Annotated in this window: 20 protein-coding genes; 6 read left to right on the top strand and 14 right to left on the bottom strand. The window is 62.1% G+C overall.

What is annotated here, in order from left to right:
* Positions 1–55 precede the first annotated feature (55 nt).
* Positions 56–493, top strand: coding sequence for a MarR family winged helix-turn-helix transcriptional regulator (locus tag NKJ81_RS27495; RefSeq protein ID WP_352473669.1), 438 nt, complete (start codon positions 56–58; stop codon positions 491–493).
* A gap of 30 nt (positions 494–523) precedes the next feature.
* Here the strand turns inward: NKJ81_RS27495 and NKJ81_RS27490 are convergent, their stop codons facing one another.
* Genes NKJ81_RS27490 through NKJ81_RS27480 form a run of 3 tightly spaced genes read right to left on the bottom strand, consistent with a single transcriptional unit; the run spans position 524 to position 3,436 of the window.
* Positions 524–1,147, bottom strand: a complete 624-nt coding sequence (locus tag NKJ81_RS27490; protein ID WP_352473634.1) for a DUF4304 domain-containing protein — start codon at positions 1,145–1,147, stop codon at positions 524–526.
* 18 nt (positions 1,148–1,165) lie between these two features.
* Entirely contained in the window at positions 1,166–2,200 is a 1,035-nt protein-coding gene (gene tdh / locus NKJ81_RS27485; RefSeq protein WP_352473633.1) for an L-threonine 3-dehydrogenase, read from the bottom strand.
* A gap of 48 nt (positions 2,201–2,248) precedes the next feature.
* A complete protein-coding gene (locus NKJ81_RS27480; protein WP_352542349.1) occupies positions 2,249–3,436 on the bottom strand; it encodes a glycine C-acetyltransferase in 1,188 nt (395 codons plus the stop codon).
* Between the two features lie 265 nt (positions 3,437–3,701).
* Between NKJ81_RS27480 and NKJ81_RS27475 the strand changes: the two genes are divergently transcribed.
* On the top strand, positions 3,702–5,774 hold the full coding sequence (locus tag NKJ81_RS27475) for a putative bifunctional diguanylate cyclase/phosphodiesterase (protein WP_352542348.1): 2,073 nt from the start codon (positions 3,702–3,704) through the stop codon (positions 5,772–5,774).
* An 11-nt stretch (positions 5,775–5,785) separates the two neighbouring features.
* On the opposite strand, the gene NKJ81_RS27470 is transcribed toward NKJ81_RS27475, so the two are convergent.
* From NKJ81_RS27470 to NKJ81_RS27460, 3 genes are all read right to left on the bottom strand, one after another.
* Positions 5,786–6,223, bottom strand: a complete 438-nt coding sequence (locus tag NKJ81_RS27470; RefSeq protein ID WP_352473630.1) for a type II toxin-antitoxin system VapC family toxin — start codon at positions 6,221–6,223, stop codon at positions 5,786–5,788.
* Positions 6,224–6,240: 17 nt separating this feature from the next.
* On the bottom strand, positions 6,241–6,483 hold the full coding sequence (locus tag NKJ81_RS27465; RefSeq protein WP_352542390.1) for a type II toxin-antitoxin system Phd/YefM family antitoxin: 243 nt from the start codon (positions 6,481–6,483) through the stop codon (positions 6,241–6,243).
* Between the two features lie 79 nt (positions 6,484–6,562).
* On the bottom strand, positions 6,563–6,988 hold the full coding sequence (locus tag NKJ81_RS27460) for a MarR family winged helix-turn-helix transcriptional regulator (protein ID WP_352542347.1): 426 nt from the start codon (positions 6,986–6,988) through the stop codon (positions 6,563–6,565).
* 117 nt (positions 6,989–7,105) lie between these two features.
* On the opposite strand from NKJ81_RS27460, the gene NKJ81_RS27455 reads away from it, so the two are divergent.
* A complete protein-coding gene (locus NKJ81_RS27455) occupies positions 7,106–7,513 on the top strand; it encodes a hypothetical protein (protein ID WP_023674396.1) in 408 nt (135 codons plus the stop codon).
* A 140-nt stretch (positions 7,514–7,653) separates the two neighbouring features.
* Here NKJ81_RS27455 and NKJ81_RS27450 read toward each other — a convergent pair whose 3' ends face one another.
* Positions 7,654–9,699 (bottom strand): oxidoreductase, encoded by a 2,046-nt coding sequence (locus tag NKJ81_RS27450; protein ID WP_352473628.1) that lies wholly within the window; start codon positions 9,697–9,699, stop codon positions 7,654–7,656.
* A gap of 113 nt (positions 9,700–9,812) precedes the next feature.
* Here NKJ81_RS27450 and queF point away from each other — a divergent pair, with 113 nt between their 5' ends.
* Positions 9,813–10,274 (top strand): preQ(1) synthase, encoded by a 462-nt coding sequence (gene queF, locus NKJ81_RS27445; protein ID WP_023674394.1) that lies wholly within the window; start codon positions 9,813–9,815, stop codon positions 10,272–10,274.
* Between the two features lie 14 nt (positions 10,275–10,288).
* Here the strand turns inward: queF and NKJ81_RS27440 are convergent, their stop codons facing one another.
* The 6 genes from NKJ81_RS27440 to NKJ81_RS27415 all read right to left on the bottom strand — a co-directional run bounded on the left by NKJ81_RS27440 (position 10,289) and on the right by NKJ81_RS27415 (position 16,769).
* Positions 10,289–11,161: an alpha/beta hydrolase gene (locus NKJ81_RS27440; RefSeq protein WP_352542346.1), complete on the bottom strand. Its 873-nt coding sequence runs from the start codon at positions 11,159–11,161 to the stop codon at positions 10,289–10,291.
* 23 nt (positions 11,162–11,184) lie between these two features.
* Positions 11,185–12,369 carry a mandelate racemase/muconate lactonizing enzyme family protein gene (locus NKJ81_RS27435; RefSeq protein ID WP_352542345.1) on the bottom strand — a complete coding sequence of 395 codons (1,185 nt, stop codon included), beginning with the start codon at positions 12,367–12,369 and terminating at the stop codon, positions 11,185–11,187.
* Positions 12,370–12,380: 11 nt separating this feature from the next.
* Complete coding sequence (locus tag NKJ81_RS27430) at positions 12,381–12,938, bottom strand: hypothetical protein (protein ID WP_352542344.1); 558 nt, start codon at positions 12,936–12,938, stop codon at positions 12,381–12,383.
* A 4-nt stretch (positions 12,939–12,942) separates the two neighbouring features.
* Positions 12,943–13,422, bottom strand: a complete 480-nt coding sequence (locus NKJ81_RS27425) for a DUF3828 domain-containing protein (protein WP_352542343.1) — start codon at positions 13,420–13,422, stop codon at positions 12,943–12,945.
* Positions 13,423–13,527: 105 nt separating this feature from the next.
* Positions 13,528–15,177: an ABC transporter substrate-binding protein gene (locus NKJ81_RS27420; RefSeq protein WP_352542342.1), complete on the bottom strand. Its 1,650-nt coding sequence runs from the start codon at positions 15,175–15,177 to the stop codon at positions 13,528–13,530.
* A gap of 41 nt (positions 15,178–15,218) precedes the next feature.
* Positions 15,219–16,769: a trimethylamine methyltransferase family protein gene (locus NKJ81_RS27415; protein WP_352542341.1), complete on the bottom strand. Its 1,551-nt coding sequence runs from the start codon at positions 16,767–16,769 to the stop codon at positions 15,219–15,221.
* Between the two features lie 92 nt (positions 16,770–16,861).
* Here NKJ81_RS27415 and NKJ81_RS27410 point away from each other — a divergent pair, with 92 nt between their 5' ends.
* Positions 16,862–17,764 carry a LysR substrate-binding domain-containing protein gene (locus NKJ81_RS27410; RefSeq protein WP_352542340.1) on the top strand — a complete coding sequence of 301 codons (903 nt, stop codon included), beginning with the start codon at positions 16,862–16,864 and terminating at the stop codon, positions 17,762–17,764.
* A gap of 17 nt (positions 17,765–17,781) precedes the next feature.
* Here NKJ81_RS27410 and NKJ81_RS27405 read toward each other — a convergent pair whose 3' ends face one another.
* Entirely contained in the window at positions 17,782–18,771 is a 990-nt protein-coding gene (locus NKJ81_RS27405; protein WP_352542339.1) for a zinc-dependent alcohol dehydrogenase family protein, read from the bottom strand.
* A 103-nt stretch (positions 18,772–18,874) separates the two neighbouring features.
* Between NKJ81_RS27405 and NKJ81_RS27400 the strand changes: the two genes are divergently transcribed.
* Positions 18,875–19,777, top strand: coding sequence for a LysR family transcriptional regulator (locus tag NKJ81_RS27400; RefSeq protein WP_352542338.1), 903 nt, complete (start codon positions 18,875–18,877; stop codon positions 19,775–19,777).
* Positions 19,778–20,058 lie beyond the last annotated feature (281 nt).

Raw genomic sequence — 20,058 nt, 5'->3', positions numbered from 1 at the left:
AACCATCAACGGTGATTTCGGCATGAGCCGCCAGCATGCCCAGTCAGGGCCAACCATGGAAATTCTCGAGCTGGAATCCTTCCTGCCTTACCGGCTCTATCGGCTTGCCGATGCCGTCAGCCGCGAATTCTCAAGGATATACAAGGACCGCCACGGCCTGACCCGGCCCGAATGGCGCACGCTTGCGGGACTTGGACAGCACGGCACGATGACGGCGACGGCGCTCGGCGAGCAATCGGCCATGCACAAGACCAAGGTTTCGCGCGCGGTCGCCGAACTCGAGCGGCGCCGCTGGCTGACCCGCACGCCAGACGAGAAAGACCGTCGCGTCGAGCATCTGACGCTGACCAAAGCGGGGCTTGCCGCCTATCGCGAAATGGTGCCGCTGGCGAAGGAGTTCGAGCGGGAGCTGCTGGAGAGGCTTGGTGCGGAAGAGCGGGCGGCGATTGTCAGTGGGGTAGCGGCGCTGGAGGCAAAACTCACAGTGGGTTGAAATCCTCCATGGGTTTGACCGTCGTAGAAATCAGATCGCTATTGCGGCAGGTAACGCTCCTAGACCGTAGTAGGCGCGTTCGGCTACAATGAAGCCTCTGACACGGCTTCGAAATGCTATCGGATCATCGATGTAGCCCAAGAGAAGCTGCGCCTGCGAAGCCGCATGTCTCTGAGCGCTTTCAAACAGCCGCCTTGCCGTTTCAAAATCACCAGCCAAACCGGCCGCCACCCCGGCGTGGAAGGCCGCCCACTCGCCGTAGGCGCCCGGCTGCAATTCATTCACGAGGATTGTCGCTGTCGCCTGCACGGAAGGGAACATTGATCGGTGAACCCGATCGATTTCGACGGCCTTCTTGGCCATTTGATCAACCGCGAGCAGAAACTGTGCCGGGCTCTCGAACGGAACGAACTGTCCAATGCGCTGAGGACGATCGAAGGTTACTGTTTCAGGGAGCGAACCCCAGAGCCAGTGGACTGCTACGTTAAGGTAAGTGCCTTTGGACCAAGAGCTGGGCTGGAACTCGACTACACTTAGCCAGAAGCCGCGATCGGCGATCCAGATTCGAGACTTCCCTTTGCGTTGAAATCCGGCGGGCTTCAGTCCGATCTTTGCCTGCGAGGCAATGATGCGACCGTGCTCACTATCCGCCATCTTGCACCGCTATATGCCTCACCAATCCATCACCACCTTGCCGGAATTGCCGCTCTTCATCGCTTCGAAGCCGGAAATATAGTCGTCGATGCCGATGCGGTGGGTGATCAGGCCGCTGACGTCGAGAGGACCCTGCACCAGCGCGATCATCTTGTACCAGGTCTCGAACATCTCGCGGCCGTAGATGCCTTTCAGATGCAGCATCTTGAAGATGACCTTGTTCCAGTCGATCTCGAAGCCGGTCGGCGCGATGCCGAGAATGGCGATCTTGCCGCCATTGTTCATGGTGTCGATCATGTCGCGGAAGGCAGGTGCGGCGCCCGACATTTCAAGGCCGACGTCAAAACCCTCGGTCATGCCGAGCGCCGGCATCACGTCGCGCAGCTTTTCCTTCGACGCATCGACGACATGCTGGACGCCGAGCTTTTTCGCCAGTGCCAGGCGCACCGGGTTGATGTCGGTGATGACCACTTTTCGCGCGCCAACGCACTGCGCCACCAGTGCACCCATGATGCCGATCGGCCCGGCGCCGGTGACCAGCACGTCCTCGCCGACGAGATCAAAGGACAATGCGGTGTGAACCGCATTGCCCAAAGGATCGAAGATTGCCGCGATCTCGTCCGGCACATCGTCGGGGATGGGCACGACATTGTGCTGCGGGATCGCAAGGTATTCGCCAAAGGCGCCCGGCCGGTTGACGCCGACGCCGAGCGTGTTGCGGCACAGATGCCCCCTGCCCGCCCGGCAGTTGCGGCAATGGCCGCAGACGATATGGCCTTCTCCGGAAACCCGCTGGCCGAGTTTGTACTCGGTCACCGCCGTGCCGAAATCGGCGACGGTGCCGACAAACTCGTGACCGGTTACCATCGGCACCGGCACGGTCTTTTGCGCCCACTTGTCCCAATTGTAGATGTGTACGTCGGTGCCGCAGATCGCCGTCTTCCTGATCTTGATCAGCACGTCGTTCGGACCGATTTCCGGCACCGGCACTTCTTCCATCCAGATGCCCGGCTCGGCCTTGGCCTTGACCAGCGCCTTCATCATGTTCGACATTCTTTTGTCCCCAGAACCTTAGTCGCTTGAATCTCTTGATCCGGCCGCTCAGGAAATCACGCCGAGTTCGCGACCGACTGCGGCGAACGCCTCAACCGCGCGTTCGATGTCGGCGCCGGAATGGGCGGCCGACATCTGCGTGCGGATGCGCGCCTGGCCCTTCGGCACCACCGGGAACGAGAAGCCGATGACATAGATGCCGCGCTTCAGCATCCGCGCCGCCACTTCCTGCGCCAGCGTCGCGTCGCCCAGCATCACCGGGATGATCGGATGGTCGGCGCCGGCCAGAGTAAAACCGAGCTTGCCCATCTCGGAGCGAAACCGCGCCGCATTGGCATATAGGCGCTGGCGCAACGCATCGCCATTGCGGATCATCTCGAAAACCCGGATCGAAGCGCCAGCGATCGCCGGCATCAGCGTGTTGGAAAACAGATAGGGGCGCGAGCGCTGGCGCAGCCAGTCGACCACCTGCTTCCTGCCCGACGTGTAGCCGCCGGACGCGCCACCCAATGCCTTGCCCAGCGTACCGGTGATGATGTCCACCCTGCCCTCGACGCCGCAATGTTCGGCCGAGCCACGGCCGTTCCTGCCGACGAAGCCAACAGCATGGCTGTCGTCGACCATGACCATCGCATCGTATTTGTCGGCGAGGTCGCAGGCGCCTTTCAGATTGGCGATGATGCCATCCATCGAGAACACGCCGTCGGTGGCGATCAGCCGGAACCGACAGTCGCGCGCCTCTTTCAACCGCGCTTCCAGATCGGCCATGTCGTTGTTGGCGTAGCGGAAGCGCTTTGCCTTCGACAGCCGTACCCCGTCGATGATCGAGGCGTGGTTCAGCGCATCGGAGATGACCGCATCCTCCTCGCCGAGCAGCGTCTCGAACAGGCCGCCATTGGCGTCGAAGCAGGAGCCGTAGAGGATGGTGTCCTCCATGCCGAGGAAGTCAGAAATGGTCGCCTCGAGCTGCTTGTGTTCTTCCTGCGTGCCGCAGATGAAGCGCACCGATGCCATGCCGTAGCCGTACCGGTCGAGCGCCTGCTTGGCCACCTCGCGCAGTTCGGCGCTGTCGGCGAGGCCGAGATAATTGTTGGCGCAGAAATTCAGCACCTTCTCGCCGCCGACCTCGATCTCGGCCGATTGGGTCGAGGTTATCACCCGTTCGGATTTGTAAAGGCCGGCCGATTTCAGTCCTTCAAGCTCGCTGTCGATGTGGGAAAGGAATGCTTCGGTCATGATCAGGCCCTGTTGAGATCGATGAGGACTGTCGCGCCGCGCGGACGAAAAATCCATCGCAAAAGCGACCGCTTCGGTGGCGGCAATGGCACGGCAGAGGCCACGATGTTCAAATGCGGAGGCGCCGCGAAAGATTGCAATAACCACTTTGCGGGTTTCTCGCCACGGTCGCCGCCGCCGGCATGCTGCCGTCCCAAACCTGTTAACACTTTGAAGCCAAAGGTTGTCGCACAAGAATTCGTTGGCGAGAGGGCCGCCTCAGAAAATGTCACAGCAGCCGGTGCACGCCGTTTCGGGCAGGCTCATACTCCTGATCAAATCCGGCTACTGGCTGGCTCTGCTGATCATCGCCGCCATGGTCGTGGCCTCCTTCATCCTGCTGCAGCAGATGATGGCGGCCCAGCAGCACAACCAGGCACTGCTCGATGTGGTCAGCACACAAAAAGCCCTATCGCAGCGCATCGTCTTCCTTGCCGGCGCCACCGGTACCGCCTCACGCGACCAGCAGCCGGCCCTGGTTAGCGCGCTCAAGCAAGCGACGGTGGAGTTCGAGGAGAACTACGATCTGCTGCTCGAACGGACCGCCGCCGATCCGGCGTCGCCGGCAAGGTTCGATCCGAGATCGATCGAGAGCGTACTTTTCGCCAAGCCGTACCATCTCGACTATTTCTCGGTCGGGCTTATCGCCAACGGCGAACGCCTGATCTCGTCATTCGAATCGCGGCTCAACATGGCCGGCAATGGTGGCTACAAGGGCGGAGAGGAGCGCGTCAACCTGAACGCTTCCGTTGCCAACGCAACATTGTCGGGCTATGCCGCACTTGGCCAGCGCATCAGCGCCTTTGCAGACCAGCGATCCGAAACACTTCTCGATCTTAACCGCACATTGTTCTACTCGACCATCGGCGTCATCGTGCTGGTGGCGCTTTTCATTTTCAGGCCAATGTCGAATGCCATCCTGCGCAGGACGCGCGAGCTGGTCGATGCGCGCAATTCCATGGCCTTTATCGCCGTGCATGACGGGCTGACCGGCCTGCACAACCGCACCTTCTTGACCGAGCATTTCGATACGCTGATCAATGCTGCGCAGCGACGGCGTGAACGGGTTGCCGTGGTGCAGTTCGATCTCGACCGGTTCAAGCAGATCAACGACACGTTCGGCCACGCCGCCGGCGATTATGTGCTGGTGGCGGCTGCGCAGCGCATGCGTGATTCGTGCCGTACGTCGGATCTCAACGTGCGTCTCGGCGGCGACGAATTCGTTGTGGTCCTCAACGACGCCGGCAGCACCGAGGACATCGATATCGTCGCCAGGCGCATGCTGGCCAAACTCAATGAGCCGATCATTTTCCGGGGAACGACGATCCATCCGGGCGTAAGTGCCGGGATTGCGGTCTACCCGATCGATGCCGACAATGCTCAGGACCTGCTCGTCCATGCCGATCTGGCGCTGTATTCCGCCAAGAAGCAGGGCGGCGGCAGCTTGTCGTTCTTCTCCGAGGAGCTGAGACGCGAACTCGATTATCGCAAGCAGCTCGAGCTCGACATCAGGACCGCAATCTCCGAGAAGGCGTTCGAAGTCTATTTCCAGCCGCAGGTGTCGCTGTCGAACGGCGCCATCAGCGGCATCGAGGCTCTGGTTCGCTGGAGACACGCCGAGCGCGGCATGATCGCGCCGGGCGAGTTCATTCCGATCGCGGAAAAATGCGGCTTGATGTCCGAGATCGGCCGCATCGTCATTGCCAAGGCGATCAACGAAGCAGCCGAATGGAACCGCGCAGGCATCGCCTTCGGACGGATCGCCGTCAATGTATCCGGCTCGGAGCTGCGCGAGACAGATTTCGAAGTCTTCCTGTTCGACATGCTGGAGAGGGCTGGCCTGCCAGCGCACAAACTATCACTGGAGATCGTCGAATCCGTCATTCTCGACGATGAGAAGACCGGTATCGCGGCAAAGCTGCGGCACATTCGCGCCGCCGGCATCCATCTTGAGCTCGATGATTTCGGCACCGGCTACGCATCGCTCAGCCATGTCAATCCAAACGAGATCGATCGGCTCAAGATCGACCGCCGTTTCGTCCAGAACATCAACGAGAACAGCGGCAACACCAAGATCGTGCGTGCCCTCACCGAGCTCGCCCGCGGTCTCGGCATCTCGATCGTCGCCGAGGGCGCCGAAACCGAAGCCGAGCTCGACTCGCTGATGGCGATCGGCTGCGACCAGGTGCAAGGCTATTCCATCGCTTTCCCGATGCCGCCGGACAGCGTGCGCGAATGGCTGGTGGCGCGAACGCCCAAGAAGGCCAGGCTGACAGTGCTGCAGGGCTGCCGGGCGTAGGAAAGTCGGAACTACTGCAATGGCGGCAGGTTTCTCAGCGGATTGAGCATCGGCACCCCAAGTGGTGCGAAATGACGCTCGTTATCCGTCAGTATCACCAGGCCGTGAACCTCGGCCGTAGCAGCAATCGCTATATCTTCAAATCCCGGTCGATGAGCCCTTGCGCGATCAAGAATAGAACCCGCGGCATGCGCGGCTCGCAAATCGAAGGGCAGAATCCTTGCCCCGTAAAGGTGCTCGACTGCCTGCCACCAGTCGCGTAGCAGCGCGGCCTTTGTGGTCGCGCCGTCGCGCTCCGCCTTCGCTATCCCCGCCGCGATTTCGGACGCAGTCACAACGGATAGGAACAGGTATTCGCTCGCCATATCGAGCCATGCCATCAGCGCCGCCCGATCAACCTTCCTGGCTGGAGCCATTGCCGAGATGATGTTGGTGTCCAGCAGAAACATCAGGGCTGGTCGCCGCGCTACAACGCAACCTTGCGAGCCGGCTTACGGGAACGAGGCGGAATGTCGTCCTTGTCCCCGGGAAAAGCCGCCAGCAGCCGCCCGAAGCTCGGCACCCGAGACAGCCGCTGATAATCTTCGAACGACAGGATGACGGCCTGCTTCCGACCGTGGCGTGTGATAATGGCAGGCTCTCCTGCAATTGCCTGATCGACGACTGCCGAAAGCGTCGCCTTGGCGTCTTTCAACTGAATTTCGCGCATGTTGCCACCCTCGCATATGACTACCATGGTCATATAACATTGCAGACGGCTTGGAACAAGGGTTGCGGTCCAATCGGTATCAACTGACATTGGCCCGCAACGCGGCCAGCACCTGTGCAAACTCTGCCAGCCTGTCGTCGGACAGTCCTTTCCGCAGCCGCTTGTCGAAGGCTAACGCGGCGGTGCGCAATTTCAGGAACAGCGCTTCTCCGGCTTGGGTCAGCTCCACCTGGTGAACCCGGCGGTTCTCGGGATCGCGGCGGCGCATCAGCAGGCCTTGCGTCTCCATAGCGTTGAGGTGGTGGGTCAGCGTTGCGCCCCGGATGCCGATCATGCCGGCGAGCTCGCGTTGATTGGCCAGCTCCCGCGACTTGACCGACAGCAACGTGACCCAGACCGGCAGCGTGCCGCCTGCCTCGACCAAGGCAGCGTCGAAAGCCTGCGCAACCAGCTTGGCGGTGCGCGCGAGATTCATCCCGATCGGCGGGCGGTCAAAGGGCGTCATGATCCGACACTAGAACAAGGGCAAAGCCTATGGAACCGGCTCGAGCTTATGCGTTGACATCTAATCATTTGATATCTATCAATATGCCTGACGGTGGGCAAGAGAGGAAATGCGGTCATGCAATATGTCTACATCATCGTCCTCGGCCTTCACGTCATGGCGGGTGTGTTCTGGGCCGGCACCACTATCGCGGTTGCGCGCGAACCGGAGATCAGGGCGGAACGTTTCTTCCGGCCGCAAATGGGCGCAGCCGGCGTGGTTTTCCTCACCGGCTTGCTGCTGTGGTATTTCTTCCACAACGGCTCTTTCGGCTCGATGGAGAAGGTCTTGGCGCTCGGCATCTTGACGGCGTTAATCGCCGCCGGGGTTCAGGGCGCGCTGGTGGGTTCCGCCAGCAGGCAGTTGGCCGGCGCTGATGCGGCGAAGCAAACCCAGTTGCGCGCCAAGATGACAAAGGGCGAACGCATCGCCGGCGGCCTGCTGGTCATCACCGTGTTCTGCATGGCCACCGCCAGGATGTTTTGAACGTCCTGCCGCAATCGCAAGATCGTACGGTGCCCGGCGATGGCCGGCGGCGTGCGCGGCGCGCAGACCGGACCGACGTACCGTGGTGGCTCTCCGTACGGAGGTTCGGCTGCGCGCCACCAATCAATCCAAAATATTCCTCAGATTCGCAAGCCGAACCTGATGCCGTCATAGATCGCAGCGTGGATATTGCGTGAAGCTACCGCGTCGCCGATGCGAAAGACGACGAAACCGCCTTGCGGATTGCGCGCAGGAAAGATGTCGCCGCCATTGATCAGTTTTTCGTAATCGATCGCGCCGGCGTTCTTCGACAGCGGCTTCAGCGCCAGGTAGAGATCGTCGAGCGGCAGCGTGCCGTGCTCGACCACCACCTGGTCGACCCGCCGCTCGCCGCGCCAGCCATCGGCGAAGTCGGAGGCGAGCTCGGCGATCAGCTGGTTGCCTTCACGCCGCACAGAACGTAGCCGTGTGTTGATGGTCACCGTGACACCCTTTTCCTGGAAGGCGCGCATGTAGGGCACATGATTCATGCCGCCCATTTCCGGGGCGAAGAAGCGCTCTGGTGAAACCAGCTCCAGCCTGGCGCCGCTATTGGCGATCAGTTCGGCGGCACCCATGCCCTGATGGCCGCCATTGTCGTCATAGAGCAGCACGTTCTCGGCCGGCTTGACGCTGCCGGCCATGATGTCCCAGCTCGAGGTGACGAGATCGTCGCCCGCCGTCAGAGGCGGGTTCTGCGGCAGGCCGCCGGTGGCGACCACCACCACGTCCGGCGACAGCGCCAGCACGTCGTCCGTCTCCGCCCATTTGTCGTAGCGGATCTCGACGCCCAGCCGGTCGAGTTCGGCCAGGCGCCAGTCGATGATGCCGATCAATTCCTTGCGGCGCGGGTTTTGCGTTGCCAGCCGCACCTGGCCGCCGGCCTGGCTCGATGCTTCCAGCACCGTCACCTGGTGCCCGCGCTCGGCGGCGACGCGCGCCGCCTCCAGCCCGCCGGCGCCGGCACCGACGACGACCACCTTCCGCTTCGGTCCCTCGGTTTTCGGAATAATATGGGGGATATCAGCCTCGCGGCCCGTCGCCGCATTGTGGATGCACAGCGCCTCGCCGCCCTCATAGATGCGGTCGAGGCAATAGGTGGCGCCGACGCAAGGGCGGATCTCGTGCTCGCGGCCCTCCATCACTTTTTTGACGATATGCGGGTCGGCAATGTGGGCGCGCGTCATGCCGACCATGTCCAGCTTGCCGGTGGCGATGGCGTGACGCGCGGTGGCGACGTCGGAAATCCGCGCCGCATGGAAGGTCGGGAATTTCGTCGCTGCCCTGATCTCGCCGGCAAAGTCGAGATGCGGCGACGACCGCATGCCGGTCACCGGGATGACCTTGGTCAGCGCCGCATCGGTCTCGATCGAGCCACGGATGATGTTGAGGAAATCGACCTTGCCGGAGCCGGCCAGCCGCCTGGCGATTTCGACGCCCTCCTGTTTCGACAGGCCTTTCTCGAAATCCTCGTCGGCGACCATGCGGATGCCGACGACGAACTTTTCGCCGACCGCGGCACGCACCGCGTCGAGCACCATTCCGGTGAAGCGCAGCCGGTTGTCGAGCGAGCCGCCGAAATCGTCGTCGCGCTGGTTGGTGGCCGGCGACCAGAAACCGTCCATCAGATGGCCGTAGGCTTCGAACTCGATGCCGTCGAGGCCGGCAGCCTGGCAGCGCTGCGCGGCCGCCGCATAGTCGGCTACGATGCGCTCGATATCCCAGTCCTCGATAGTCTTGGGAAAGGCGCGATGGGCCGGTTCGCGCACCGGCGAAGCCGACAGCACGGGCAGCCAGTCGGCCTTGTTCCAACCGGTGCGGCGGCCGAGATGGGTGATCTGTATCATCACCTTGCAATCGTGCTCGTGGCAGGCATCGGTAAGCTCGGCGAGCCACGGCACGATGCGGTCGTCATAGACATGCAGATTGCCAAAAGCGGCCGGGCTGTCGCGCGAGACGATCGCCGAACCGGCGGTCATGGTCAGCGCCATGCCGCCCTTGGCCTTTTCGGCATGGTAGAGCCGGTAGCGTTCCTTCGGCATGCCGTCCTCGGAATAGGCCGGCTCATGGCTGGTCGACATCACCCGGTTCTTCAGCATCAGATGCTTGAGCTGATAGGGCTGGAGGAGCGGGTCGTTGCTGGTCATCGTCTTCCTGCTGTTTCAAATTGTGCTAATGAGCGGCAAATTTTGTTTTTACGCATGTCGCTGTCCCAAAATCGCTGCGCAGTTTTGGGCGACATGCAGCAAGGAACCTGCTCATGACCGATACGAAAAACCTCACCCAGCTCGGCACCAACGTCGAGGCGCCACAGAGCCCTGAAGCGGCAGTCCTGGAAACCGTGCCGTTTTCGCGCGGCGACGGCCCGCCGGCCATCGTTCGCTTCACCTGCCCGGAATTCACTTCGCTCTGCCCGGTCACCGGCCAGCCGGACTTCGCCCATATCGTCATCGACTACGCACCCGATGCGCTGCTGGTGGAATCGAAGTCGCTCAAGCTGTTCATGACCTCGTTTCGCAACCATGGCGCCTTCCACGAAGAATGCACCGTCATGATCGGCCGCCGCATCATCGCCGCGACCAAGCCATTGTGGTTGCGCATCGGCGGCTACTGGTATCCGCGCGGTGGCATTCCGATCGACGTGTTCTGGCAAACCGGCGCGCCGCCGGAAGGTGTGTGGCTGCCCGACACCGGCGTCGCCCCCTATCGCGGGCGCGGCTGATCGGACGGAGCGGCTCACCTGATCCCGGTCCGGCACAGGTTGGTCTCCAGGAAAGGCATCACCGCGTCGCGGTACCGCTGTTGGTCATAGCGATAGAGATCAACATGCCGCGCGCCGTCGAACCAGACCAGCTTTGCGTCAGCGCCTGCCGCATCTTTCAACGCCAGTGTCTGGCTGCGAGCGACAAACGGATCCGAATTGCCTGCTAGCAGCAATATCGGCCGATCAATCGCGCCGATGCGATCGACCGGCCTGACATCATCTACCCCGAAGCCAAGGCGGAGCTGCATCTGCGCCAAGAGGATGGTCGCCTGTACGTCGCGCAACATAGGCAAGGGCGCTCGCAACGCCGTGGTTTCCAGCAAAGTCGCGTAGAGCTGCTCCAGGACATAGGCGTCGGCATGCTCCTGCTGAGCGCCAAATACAAAAGCAGCCGCACCGAGCGACGAGCCGATGGCCGCCACCTTGCGACCGGCGAAGCGTTGCCGCGCAAAGGCGAGGATGCGGCTGGCGTCCTGCCGTTCGATGTAACCAAAGCCTCTGATATCGCCGCCGCTTTCGCCATGTCCCGACAGATCGAACAGCACGATCGAGTAGCCGCTTTCGAAAAGCAGCTTCGCTCTTGGAACCATGGCCAGCTTGTTTGAACCACGTCCGTGTAACAGCACGATTGTTCCGCAACTGTCCTGCCGATCCGCCACCCAACCGGCAAGGTCGGGCGCGCCCTCCCGCTTCAGAACGATGCGCTCCACCGGTAACCCCACAGGCAGCGTGAAGCTTTGCTGAGGCACGCGGGCCACCGCGTGGCTTCCTGCCTCCCAGGTGACAGCGCAGGCCAGGACGCAAACCGCCGCGAATAAAGCAACCACGACAGGACCTCTTCTCATCGATCGGTCACGTGCACTTCGCATCAGTTGAGCGGCAGCCGCCGGTAGCGGCTGGGGCTGTTCGGGTCGCTGAAATGGTGCATCGGCCCGTGTTCGGCAAAGTGCGCTGACCAGCGTTTCATTGCCGCCGGATCGAGTTCGACGCCCAGCCCGTCACCCTCCGGCACGCGCACCGTATTGCCCGTCTGGCGAAAAGGACCGTCCTTGATGACATCGCCGATCTGCCAGCGAAACAACGACTGCGACGCCTCGGTGATCCACGGTGTCGCCGCCACGACGTGCAGATAAGCCGATGTCATGATGCCGAGATCGTTCGAATAGCACCAGAACCCCTTGCCCATCGCCTCACAGGCGGCGATGAATTTCAGAGTTTTCGACAATCCGCCGAGTGCTGCGAAATTGCAGACGAAGTAATCCGGCGCACCGAGCGCGACTGCCCGTCTGAGATCCGGGATGTGCGTCGAGAACGGAATGCGCGAATGCTGGCGCAGCGCAGCCATCTCCTCGAAGGTCGCGACCGGATCCTCGTAGTTGCGGATGTTGAACGGCTCGATCTCGCGCAGCACCCAGCGCGCTGTGGTCAGCGACCACTGCATGTTGGAATCGAGTTTGATCTGCGCTTTATCGCCAAGCGCCTCGCGCAGCATGCGCACTGTCCTGATCTCGAGCTCGGGATCGCCCATGATCAGCTTGCCCTCGAAAATCGTCGAGCCGTGCTGTTCTCGCATGCCGAGACAGTAGTCGACGATCGCTTCGGCGGTCATCTCGCCGCCGGCTCCGCCGTGAGCGGGGCGAAAGGCGAAATATTCCGAAAACGGAATGTCCTTGCGCACCGCGCCGCCGAGCAGCTTGTAGAGCGGCATGCCGAAGACCTTGCCTCTTATATCCCACAGCGCCAGTTCGACGGCGCCGAACGCCACCGTGGCTGCATTCTCGCCGGTGTTGGCGGTAATCTGCCAGGGCGGCACGCAGCGCGCCTCGCAGTCGGCGATGTCGAGCGGATCGGCGCCAATCAGCGCCGGCGCGATCTCGGCCTTGATCACCTCGCCGAAATGCCACCATGGCGCCTCGCCCAGTCCGACCACGCCTTCGTCCGTCTCGACCTCGATGATCGATTTCGAGGCGCCGCCGTAGAGACCAGCCGTCCACCAGAACGGAGCATCGAGCGGGACGTTGACGTGGGTGACGCGGATGTTGGTGATCTTCATCGGTTCCGTTCTCACTCACACTGGTATTGGCTTAGCGCCCATTCGCCGGTCACCGAGAGCAGGTCCGATATCTTCCAGTCGCCATCGATCTTTTTGAACTTCCATTCCAGCCGGTGCGGATTGCCGTAGACGACAAAAGCGACGACGACCTTGGCCTCGTCGCCCTTGATCGCTTCGATGGTCTTCAGGCTCTTGTCGATCTCCGCCTTTTCGTATTCGGAATTGTCGAGCGCCATGTTGGGATCGAGGCACTCGCCCTGCCCCGACTTCCGCAGCGCGTCGCTCTTGTCCAGCACCGACTTTGCCGGGTCGGTGAAATGGCCCCGCTGAGCCGGATCGACCTCGAGCCCGGCATGCTCGTAGAACGGCTTCACTACCGCGGTCGGCGAGCCCGGCTGCACGGGTGCGGCCGGCGCGTTTTCTGCCGGCGGCAAAACTGCCGGCGGAGGTGCCGCACTGTCGGCCGGCGCGTTTGCGGGCGGCGCGCCGAATAGGCCCTGAGCGGCGGCGCTGCTCAATCCGGCCAGCAGGCACGCAGTCGCCAAAATCCAGGGACGGCAGCGAAGCACGGCATCACTCCGGCGACTGTCCGGCCAGGCATTCGAGCGCACTCAGGGTCCAGCCGCTGGTCTTCGAGGTAATGTCGGCGACCTTCCACTGGCCGTCGATCTTCTTCAACGACCAGACCATTTCGCGTTTGGAACCATCGCCTTCCGGAAAAAGGTTGAACGTCGCCGTCACCTCGGCGCTGTCGCCATCCAGCGTTTCGGCCAGCGTCAGCGTCTTGGCCACGGTCTTCTCGTCATAGTCCTGCGCATCGAGACCAGGGGCGAAGTCGATGCAGGGAACTTCATCCGGATGGTTCTTTGCGGCATTGTCGTTCAGTTCGAACAGTTTCGTCACCGGTGCGGTGAAGCGGTCGCGATATTGCGCATCGGCCTCGAATTTGACCGACGGGACATAAAAGAACTTCACGGCGTTGGCAGCAGGGCCGGCAAACGCGGCCGCCGGCACGGCCATCGAAAGCGCGGCAACAAAAAGTGGCAGTTTCATGGGTGTCCCCGATTGTTCACTGACGGAAGCTATCAGTACCACGCATCTTGCCCGTCGGCTTTCTTGCGGTCCATGAAATCCTGCAACGTCTCGTCTGCTGGCAACTCAGGCGTTCAGCCAGACATCCTGGAGATCCATCTCGAAGGTTTGGTGGACACCGTAGTTCTTCACCTTCTCATTCATGTGGCTGAACAGCTTCTGCCAAAACGGCTGAATGATGACGCCCGAATCCTGCAGGATCTGCTCGATGTCCTTCATGACCTCGCGGCGCTTTTCCACGTCGATGAGCGAAAGAGCCTGCTTGAGCTTGGCGTCGAAATCAGGGTTCGAGTAGCCGGTTTCGTTCCAGGCCTCGCCGGTGCGATAGCCGAGCGCCAACACCTGTACGCCAAGCGGGCGCATGTACCAGATGGTCATCGAATAGGGGTATTTCGTCCAGTCGTTCCAGAAGGTCGACCCCGGCAGCACGGTGCGCTTCACCTTGATCCCGGCATCGCGCAACTGGCCGGCAATAGCGTCGCCGGTGTTCTTTTGCCAATCGTCCTCGACGGTGATCAGTTCATGCTCGAAGTCGTCCTGCCCGGCATCGGCCATAAGCTTCCTGGCGCCCGCGGCGTCGCGTGTCTTCTTGGGCAGCGCGTAGTATTCCGGATGAATCGGGCTGACGTGGTGGTTTTCACCAACAGTGCCTCGCCCGGCGTAGCCAAGTTCGAGCACCGCTTTGTTGTCGACGGCCATCTGGAGGGCGTTGCGAACCCGCTTGTCGTCATAGGGCTTGTTCGTGATGTTGGTCCGGGCGACGAGCGTGGTCGCTGTCGCGACCTCCGATTTGACCAGCCCCATCTTGTCGAGGATGTCTATGAAGTCGGCCGGCGTCTCGAAGTTGAGGTCGATTTCGCCGGAGTCGAATGCATTTATCGAGGCGTTGAAATCGGTTCCGTAGTCGATGAATTCGACGCCGTCGAGAAGCGCTTCACCGCCCCACCATTTGCCATTCTCACGACGCTTGACGACCGCTTTCTGGCCGACCGCATAAGACACCAGTTCGAACGGCCCGGTGCCAATCGGCTTCTCGATCGGATTGGCGCCGTCGGCGTCGAAGTTGCGATGGACCACCAGCGCCGGATAGTCGGTGAAGTTCGGGATCAGCGAGACGTCCGGCTCGTTCAGCTTCAGCTTCACCGTGTTGTCGTCGACCTTGGTGATCGCCCCTTCCCTGGCCTTGCCGGTCTTTGCATCGATCAGCGCACCGACGCGCGCGGCCATCGAATTGCCGGCGGCAGCCTTCTCGCACCAGCGCGTCAGATTGTAGGCCACGTCATCGGCGTTGAAAGCATCGCCGTTGTTCCAGGCGATGCCCTTGCGAACATGCAGCACATATTCGGTGGCGTCGTCGTTGACCTCCCAGCTTTCGAGCAGAACCGGCTCGAATGTAAACTGGCGGGTGTAGCGGACAAGCGGCTCGAGCCAGCAGCGTGAAATGTTCGCAAGTTCCACCCAGTCGTAGGTGCGCGGGTCCTTTTGCGCCTTCACCGACATCGAAACGTGCAGCGTTCCGCCTTTCTTCGGCTCTTCAGCCAAAGCCCGCTCCGGCACGGCAAGTCCAATCATGCCGTAGGCAAGGGCCGTCGATGCGCCGAAGGCGCTTGCCAGGGCCAGAAACTCCCGCCGGTCGACGCGACCGGCGCGCGCCTCGCTGGCCATTGCTTCGATGGCGCTCGGTACGCGATCGGCGTTGCTTCTGAAGAGTGTCATTTTTTCCTCCCTTATGGTTCGCATCGGGTCTTCGCCCGTGATCAACTAACGCTGTCCGGCAGTTTCTCCTCGCGCCGCGCAATCAAATCTTTGAGACCCTCGGCGATGCCCTCATCGAGCTTCGGCTCCTCATAATCGGCGAGCATGTTGCGCGCTTTCTCGCGGCCGCGGGTGTCGTGGTCCTTTGCTCCTTCCGCCTTCCACTGTTCGAACGAATTGAAGTCCATGATGCTCGGTATGAAGAAGGCGGACTCGAAATGTTCAAGCGTGTGCTGGGTGCCGAGGAAATGGCCCTGCGGTCCGACCTCGCGGATAGCCGCCATCGCCTCCTTGAAATCGTCGAATGGCAGCCCGCCAGCATATTTGTACCAGCCGACAAGCTGCTCGCAGTCGGTGGCAAATTTCGAATAGCCGCAGGTCAGGCCGGCCTCGAGCCAACCGGCGGAGTGCCAGATGTAGTTGGCGCCGGCAAGGATGGCGGCATGCATCAGCATGTTCGCCTCGTAGCCCGCCTGGGCGTCGTTCAGCTTCGAGCCGACGTGGAAACCTGACGTGCGCCACGGCAGACGATACTTCCGCGCCAGCGCGCCCATCAGATACATCATCTGGGCCGCCTCCGGCGTGCCGCCCATGGGAGCGCCGGTCTTCATGTCGACCGTCACCATGAACTGTCCGTAGATCTGCGGCGAACCCGGACGCAGGAGCTGTGTGAACGCGACGCCCGCCAGCGCTTCGGCATTGACCTGCGCGACGGCACCGACGGCAGAGGCCGAAGTCGAGGCGCCGCAAAGGGCGAAGGGGGCGAGGATCAGCGGCTGGTTGTGGCGCGCGTAGACTTTCATCGCGTCCAGCATGGTGGCGTCCCACACCAGCGGCGAATTGCAGTTGGTGATCGACACCAGGACCGGGTTGTCGCGGACAAAATCCTCGCCAAACACGATGCCTGCCATCGCCATCGTGTCTTCGGCTCGATCCCTGGAGGTCACGATGCCCATGAACGGCTTGTCGGAGTGCTTCAGCGCCGAATGGATGATGTGGAGGTGACGTTTCGGCACCGCGATTTCCATCGGCTCGCAGATGATCGAGCTCGACGAGTGCAGCGCCGGCGCCATGTAGGCGAGCTTGTGGAAATTGTTGAGGTCGGCGAGTGTGCCGTAGCGCCTGTTGTTGTCGAGGTCGCGCACGTAAGGCGCTCCGTACATCGGCACGAAGATGGAGTTGTTGCCACCCACACGTACGGAACGCTGGGGGTTCCTCGCATTGAGCGTGAACTCCGACGGGACCTTCGAGATGAGCTCCATCAGCAGGGCGCGGTCGATCCGGACCCTTGTCTCCGAGACATCGGCGCCCGCCGCCTTCCACATTGCGATCGCCTCGTCGTCGCGGAACTCACATCCGACTTCTTCGAGGATGGAGAGCGACTCCTGGTGGATCAGCTCAACCGCTTCGTCCGGAACCATCTGATAGACGGGAATCTGGCGGACCAGGGTTGGAAACGACGCTATGGGTGCGCCCCGCAGCGCCTTGCGCCCCAGGCGGCCGCCGCTGCGGCGGTTGGTGTGTTCGCTCACTTCAACGGCCGGTGCGTTCATGAAGTCTCCATATTCCTGTTGGTGACCAATCTAGCCAGACAAAATGCGGCTGTGACGCTGGAAAATCCTGATCTCTTGTATAAGCTCAGCTTATGCGAAGCTTGCGCCACCTGCTGCCGTCGGCCGGCAGCCTGATCGTTTTCGAGGCTGCCGGGAGGCTGTCGAGCTTTACCGCCGCCGGGCGCGAGCTCGGCATGACGCAGGCTGCCGTCTCCTATGCGATCCGTGGGCTCGAAGAGCAGCTCGGCGCCAAACTCTTCCAGCGCCGCCACCGGCAAGTCAGCCTGACCGAGGCTGGCGACCGCTTCCATGCCGACGTCTCGCTCGGGCTGTCGCACATTCGCAAGTCGGCGGAGGATCTGCGCCAGATCGCGGTCGGCGCGCATGTGACACTCGCCGCCTCGACCGCCTTTGCCTCGTTCTGGATGATGCCGCGCCTGCAGCAGTTTCGCGACGAATTGCCGGGCATCGACCTGCGCATCCAGACCGCCGACCGCGATCTCGACATCATCGCCGAAGACATCCCGCTCGGCGTCCGCGGCGGCGAGCCCAGGGAATGGCCGGATTATCATTCGCTGCCGCTGGCCGATGAGGTGATATTCCCCGTTGCCGGTGTTAGTTATGTGGCACGGTTCGGGCTGCCGGAGGGTGTCGCGGACCTTCAATCGCACCGTCTCATCCATCTCGAAGAGCCGTTTCGCGAGGCCGCGAGCTGGGACGAATGGTTCGCCTCGGCCGGTGTCGACATCGCCGATGCCGGGCGCGGCTTGCGCATCAACGACTATGCGCTGGTGATCCAGGCAGTCATGGAAGGGCAAGGCATCGCGCTCGGCTGGGGTCACCTCGCCGAGCGGCTGCTGGCATCAGGGCTGCTGGTGCGCGTCACCGGCCACACGATGACGACCGGCAAGGGCTTTCATGTCATCTGGTCGAAGAACCGCGAACTCAGCGACAACGCCCGCAAGGTGCGGGACTGGCTGGCGGCGCAGGCGTGAGGCCGATGAATGCCCGGTCAAACGGTCACGACGATCTTGCCGAATTGCTCGTTCGATTCGAGATATCGGTGCGCCTCGACGATCTGGTCGAACGGAAAGGTTCTGGCGATTGCCGGCTTCAGCGAACCCGAGCTCAGTCCGTCAAGGATGAACGCCTTCGCGGCCTGCAGCCGGACCGGATCGCGCACGATCTCATGGACGAGATAACCGCGCAGCGTCAGTGTCTTTGCCAGCACTGCAGGTAGCGGAAAGGGTGTCGGGTCGAGGCTCAAGCCGCCATATTCGATGAGAATGCCACCCGGTGCCATCGCTGCCGTCAGAGGCTTGAAAATCGGGCCGCCGACGGCATCGAACACCACGCGCACGCCGTCCGGGCCGGCGATTCGCTTCAACCTGGCTTCCAGGTCCTCCTCTGCCGAGGCGATGACGTGGGCCGCGCCGAACTCAAGCAAAGCCCGCTTCTTGGCGGACGTCCGTGTGACCGCGATCGGGGTCGCGCCAATCATGTTGGCGATCTGGATCGCGGCAAGTCCGACGCTGCTCGAGGCCGCGGTAATGACAATAAAGTCCTCGCTTTGGAGGTTGGCAATGTCGATCAGCGCACCGTAGGCGGTGAGATATTGCATCCACGCTGCGGCGGCTTCTTCCCAACTCAGCGATGGTGGATGCTTGACGACGAGCTCGGCGGGATATGTGGCAATCTCACCATAGGCAGGCCAGCGGATCATCGACAATGGCGGCACGATGCTGACGGCATCGCCAGGCGCAAACCCGTCCACGCCTTCGCCGACCATCTCGACGATACCCGCGGCCTCGAGCCCAAGACCGGAAGGCAACGGCGCGGTCTGGATGTAGGTCCCCGAACGCAGCAGCGCCTCGGCGCGGTTTATACCCAACGCCTTGACGCGGATCTGAATCTCACCGCTCGCGGGCGCAGGCGTGTCAACATTCTCGATGCGCAGGACCTCGGGACCACCGAGCTCATGAAAGCGAACGAAACGTGCCATCGGTCACAACTCCAAAATATTTGAACTGAATCGGCTATGCCAGCGCTCATCAGGCGGATAAATAGCCGCTTGAGTAGATCAGCAGAAACTGTGGGTTTTGAATATGGATCGCCTTACGAGCATGGCCGTGTTCGTCAAAGCCGTCGACCTGGGCTCGTTCGCAGCCGCGGCGGCGGCTCTCGATCTGTCCGGGCCGATGGTCGGCAAGCATGTCCGGTTTCTCGAGGAGCGCCTGAGCGTGCGCCTCATCAACCGGACCACGCGCCGCCAAAGCCTGACCGATTTCGGGCGCGCCTATTATGAACGCTGCCGGCTGGTGCTTGCCGAAGCGGAGGCCGCGGATGCACTCGCCGCCGACCAGCTTGCCGAACCGCGCGGAAAGCTGCGTGTCCTCATGCCGGTGCATTTCGGCCGGCGCTGCGTTGCCCCGATCCTGTTCGGGTTTGCGCAGCAATATCCGGCGCTGGAACTTGACCTGTCGTTCAGCGATGCCATCGCCGACCTCGCCGAGGACGGCTGCGATCTTGCCATTAGAACGGGCGACCTGGAGGACCAGGCCGGGGTGATGGCGCGTCGCATCGCGCGCCAGCACATGGTCGTCTGCGCGTCGCCGTCCTATCTCGACCGGCACGGCCAGCCGCAGGAAATAGATGACCTTGGCAGCCGTCACGCGATCATCTACCGCCGTTCCGGGCGTGCCGTTCAGCCGTGGCTGTTTCCGCGCAATGGCCACCCCGCGATTGAGGTCAGGCCAGTCAGCAGATTGCGGCTCGACGACCTCGATGCCATCGCCGATGCCGCGGCCGCCGGCATGGGGCTCGCTTGGCTGCCATACTGGCTGGTTCGCCAGCGCATTCAAGCCGGCGTACTTGTCCCGCTGTTGTCGGAACAATCCTGGTTTCTCTACGACGTTCATGCCCTGTGGTTGCAGACGCCTCATCTGCCGATGAAAGTCCGCCTTGCCGTCGATGCACTGTCGGCAGCGCTGCCCAAGCTCATGACTTGAATGCACGGTCGCGGTTATCTGCGTGGATTTCCTCGAGAACGACTCGACGCAAGCACAAGCCGTTCGAGGCGAGGCTTCGTCGATCGGCTCGGCAGCGCCGCTATCGATCCGCTCGCGCCTCGCATTGGGCGACAGTAGTTGTGTGCGTCAAGTTCTGCAAAATGGCGTGGCATTGCAGTGACGTCGGCGTGTCCGCCGCGCAGCCCCCGTGTTTAGCGGAGCGGCGGACACATGACGGTGCTCAGGCGGCCAAGGCCCTCAGGCTCTCCTTCTTGTGCTCG

The organism is Mesorhizobium sp. M0018 (assembly GCF_040323955.1).
Taxonomy (GTDB): Bacteria; Pseudomonadota; Alphaproteobacteria; order Rhizobiales; family Rhizobiaceae; genus Mesorhizobium.
The sequence above is the reverse complement of the archived record's forward strand: the minus strand, read 5'-3'. Positions and strand labels throughout refer to the sequence as shown.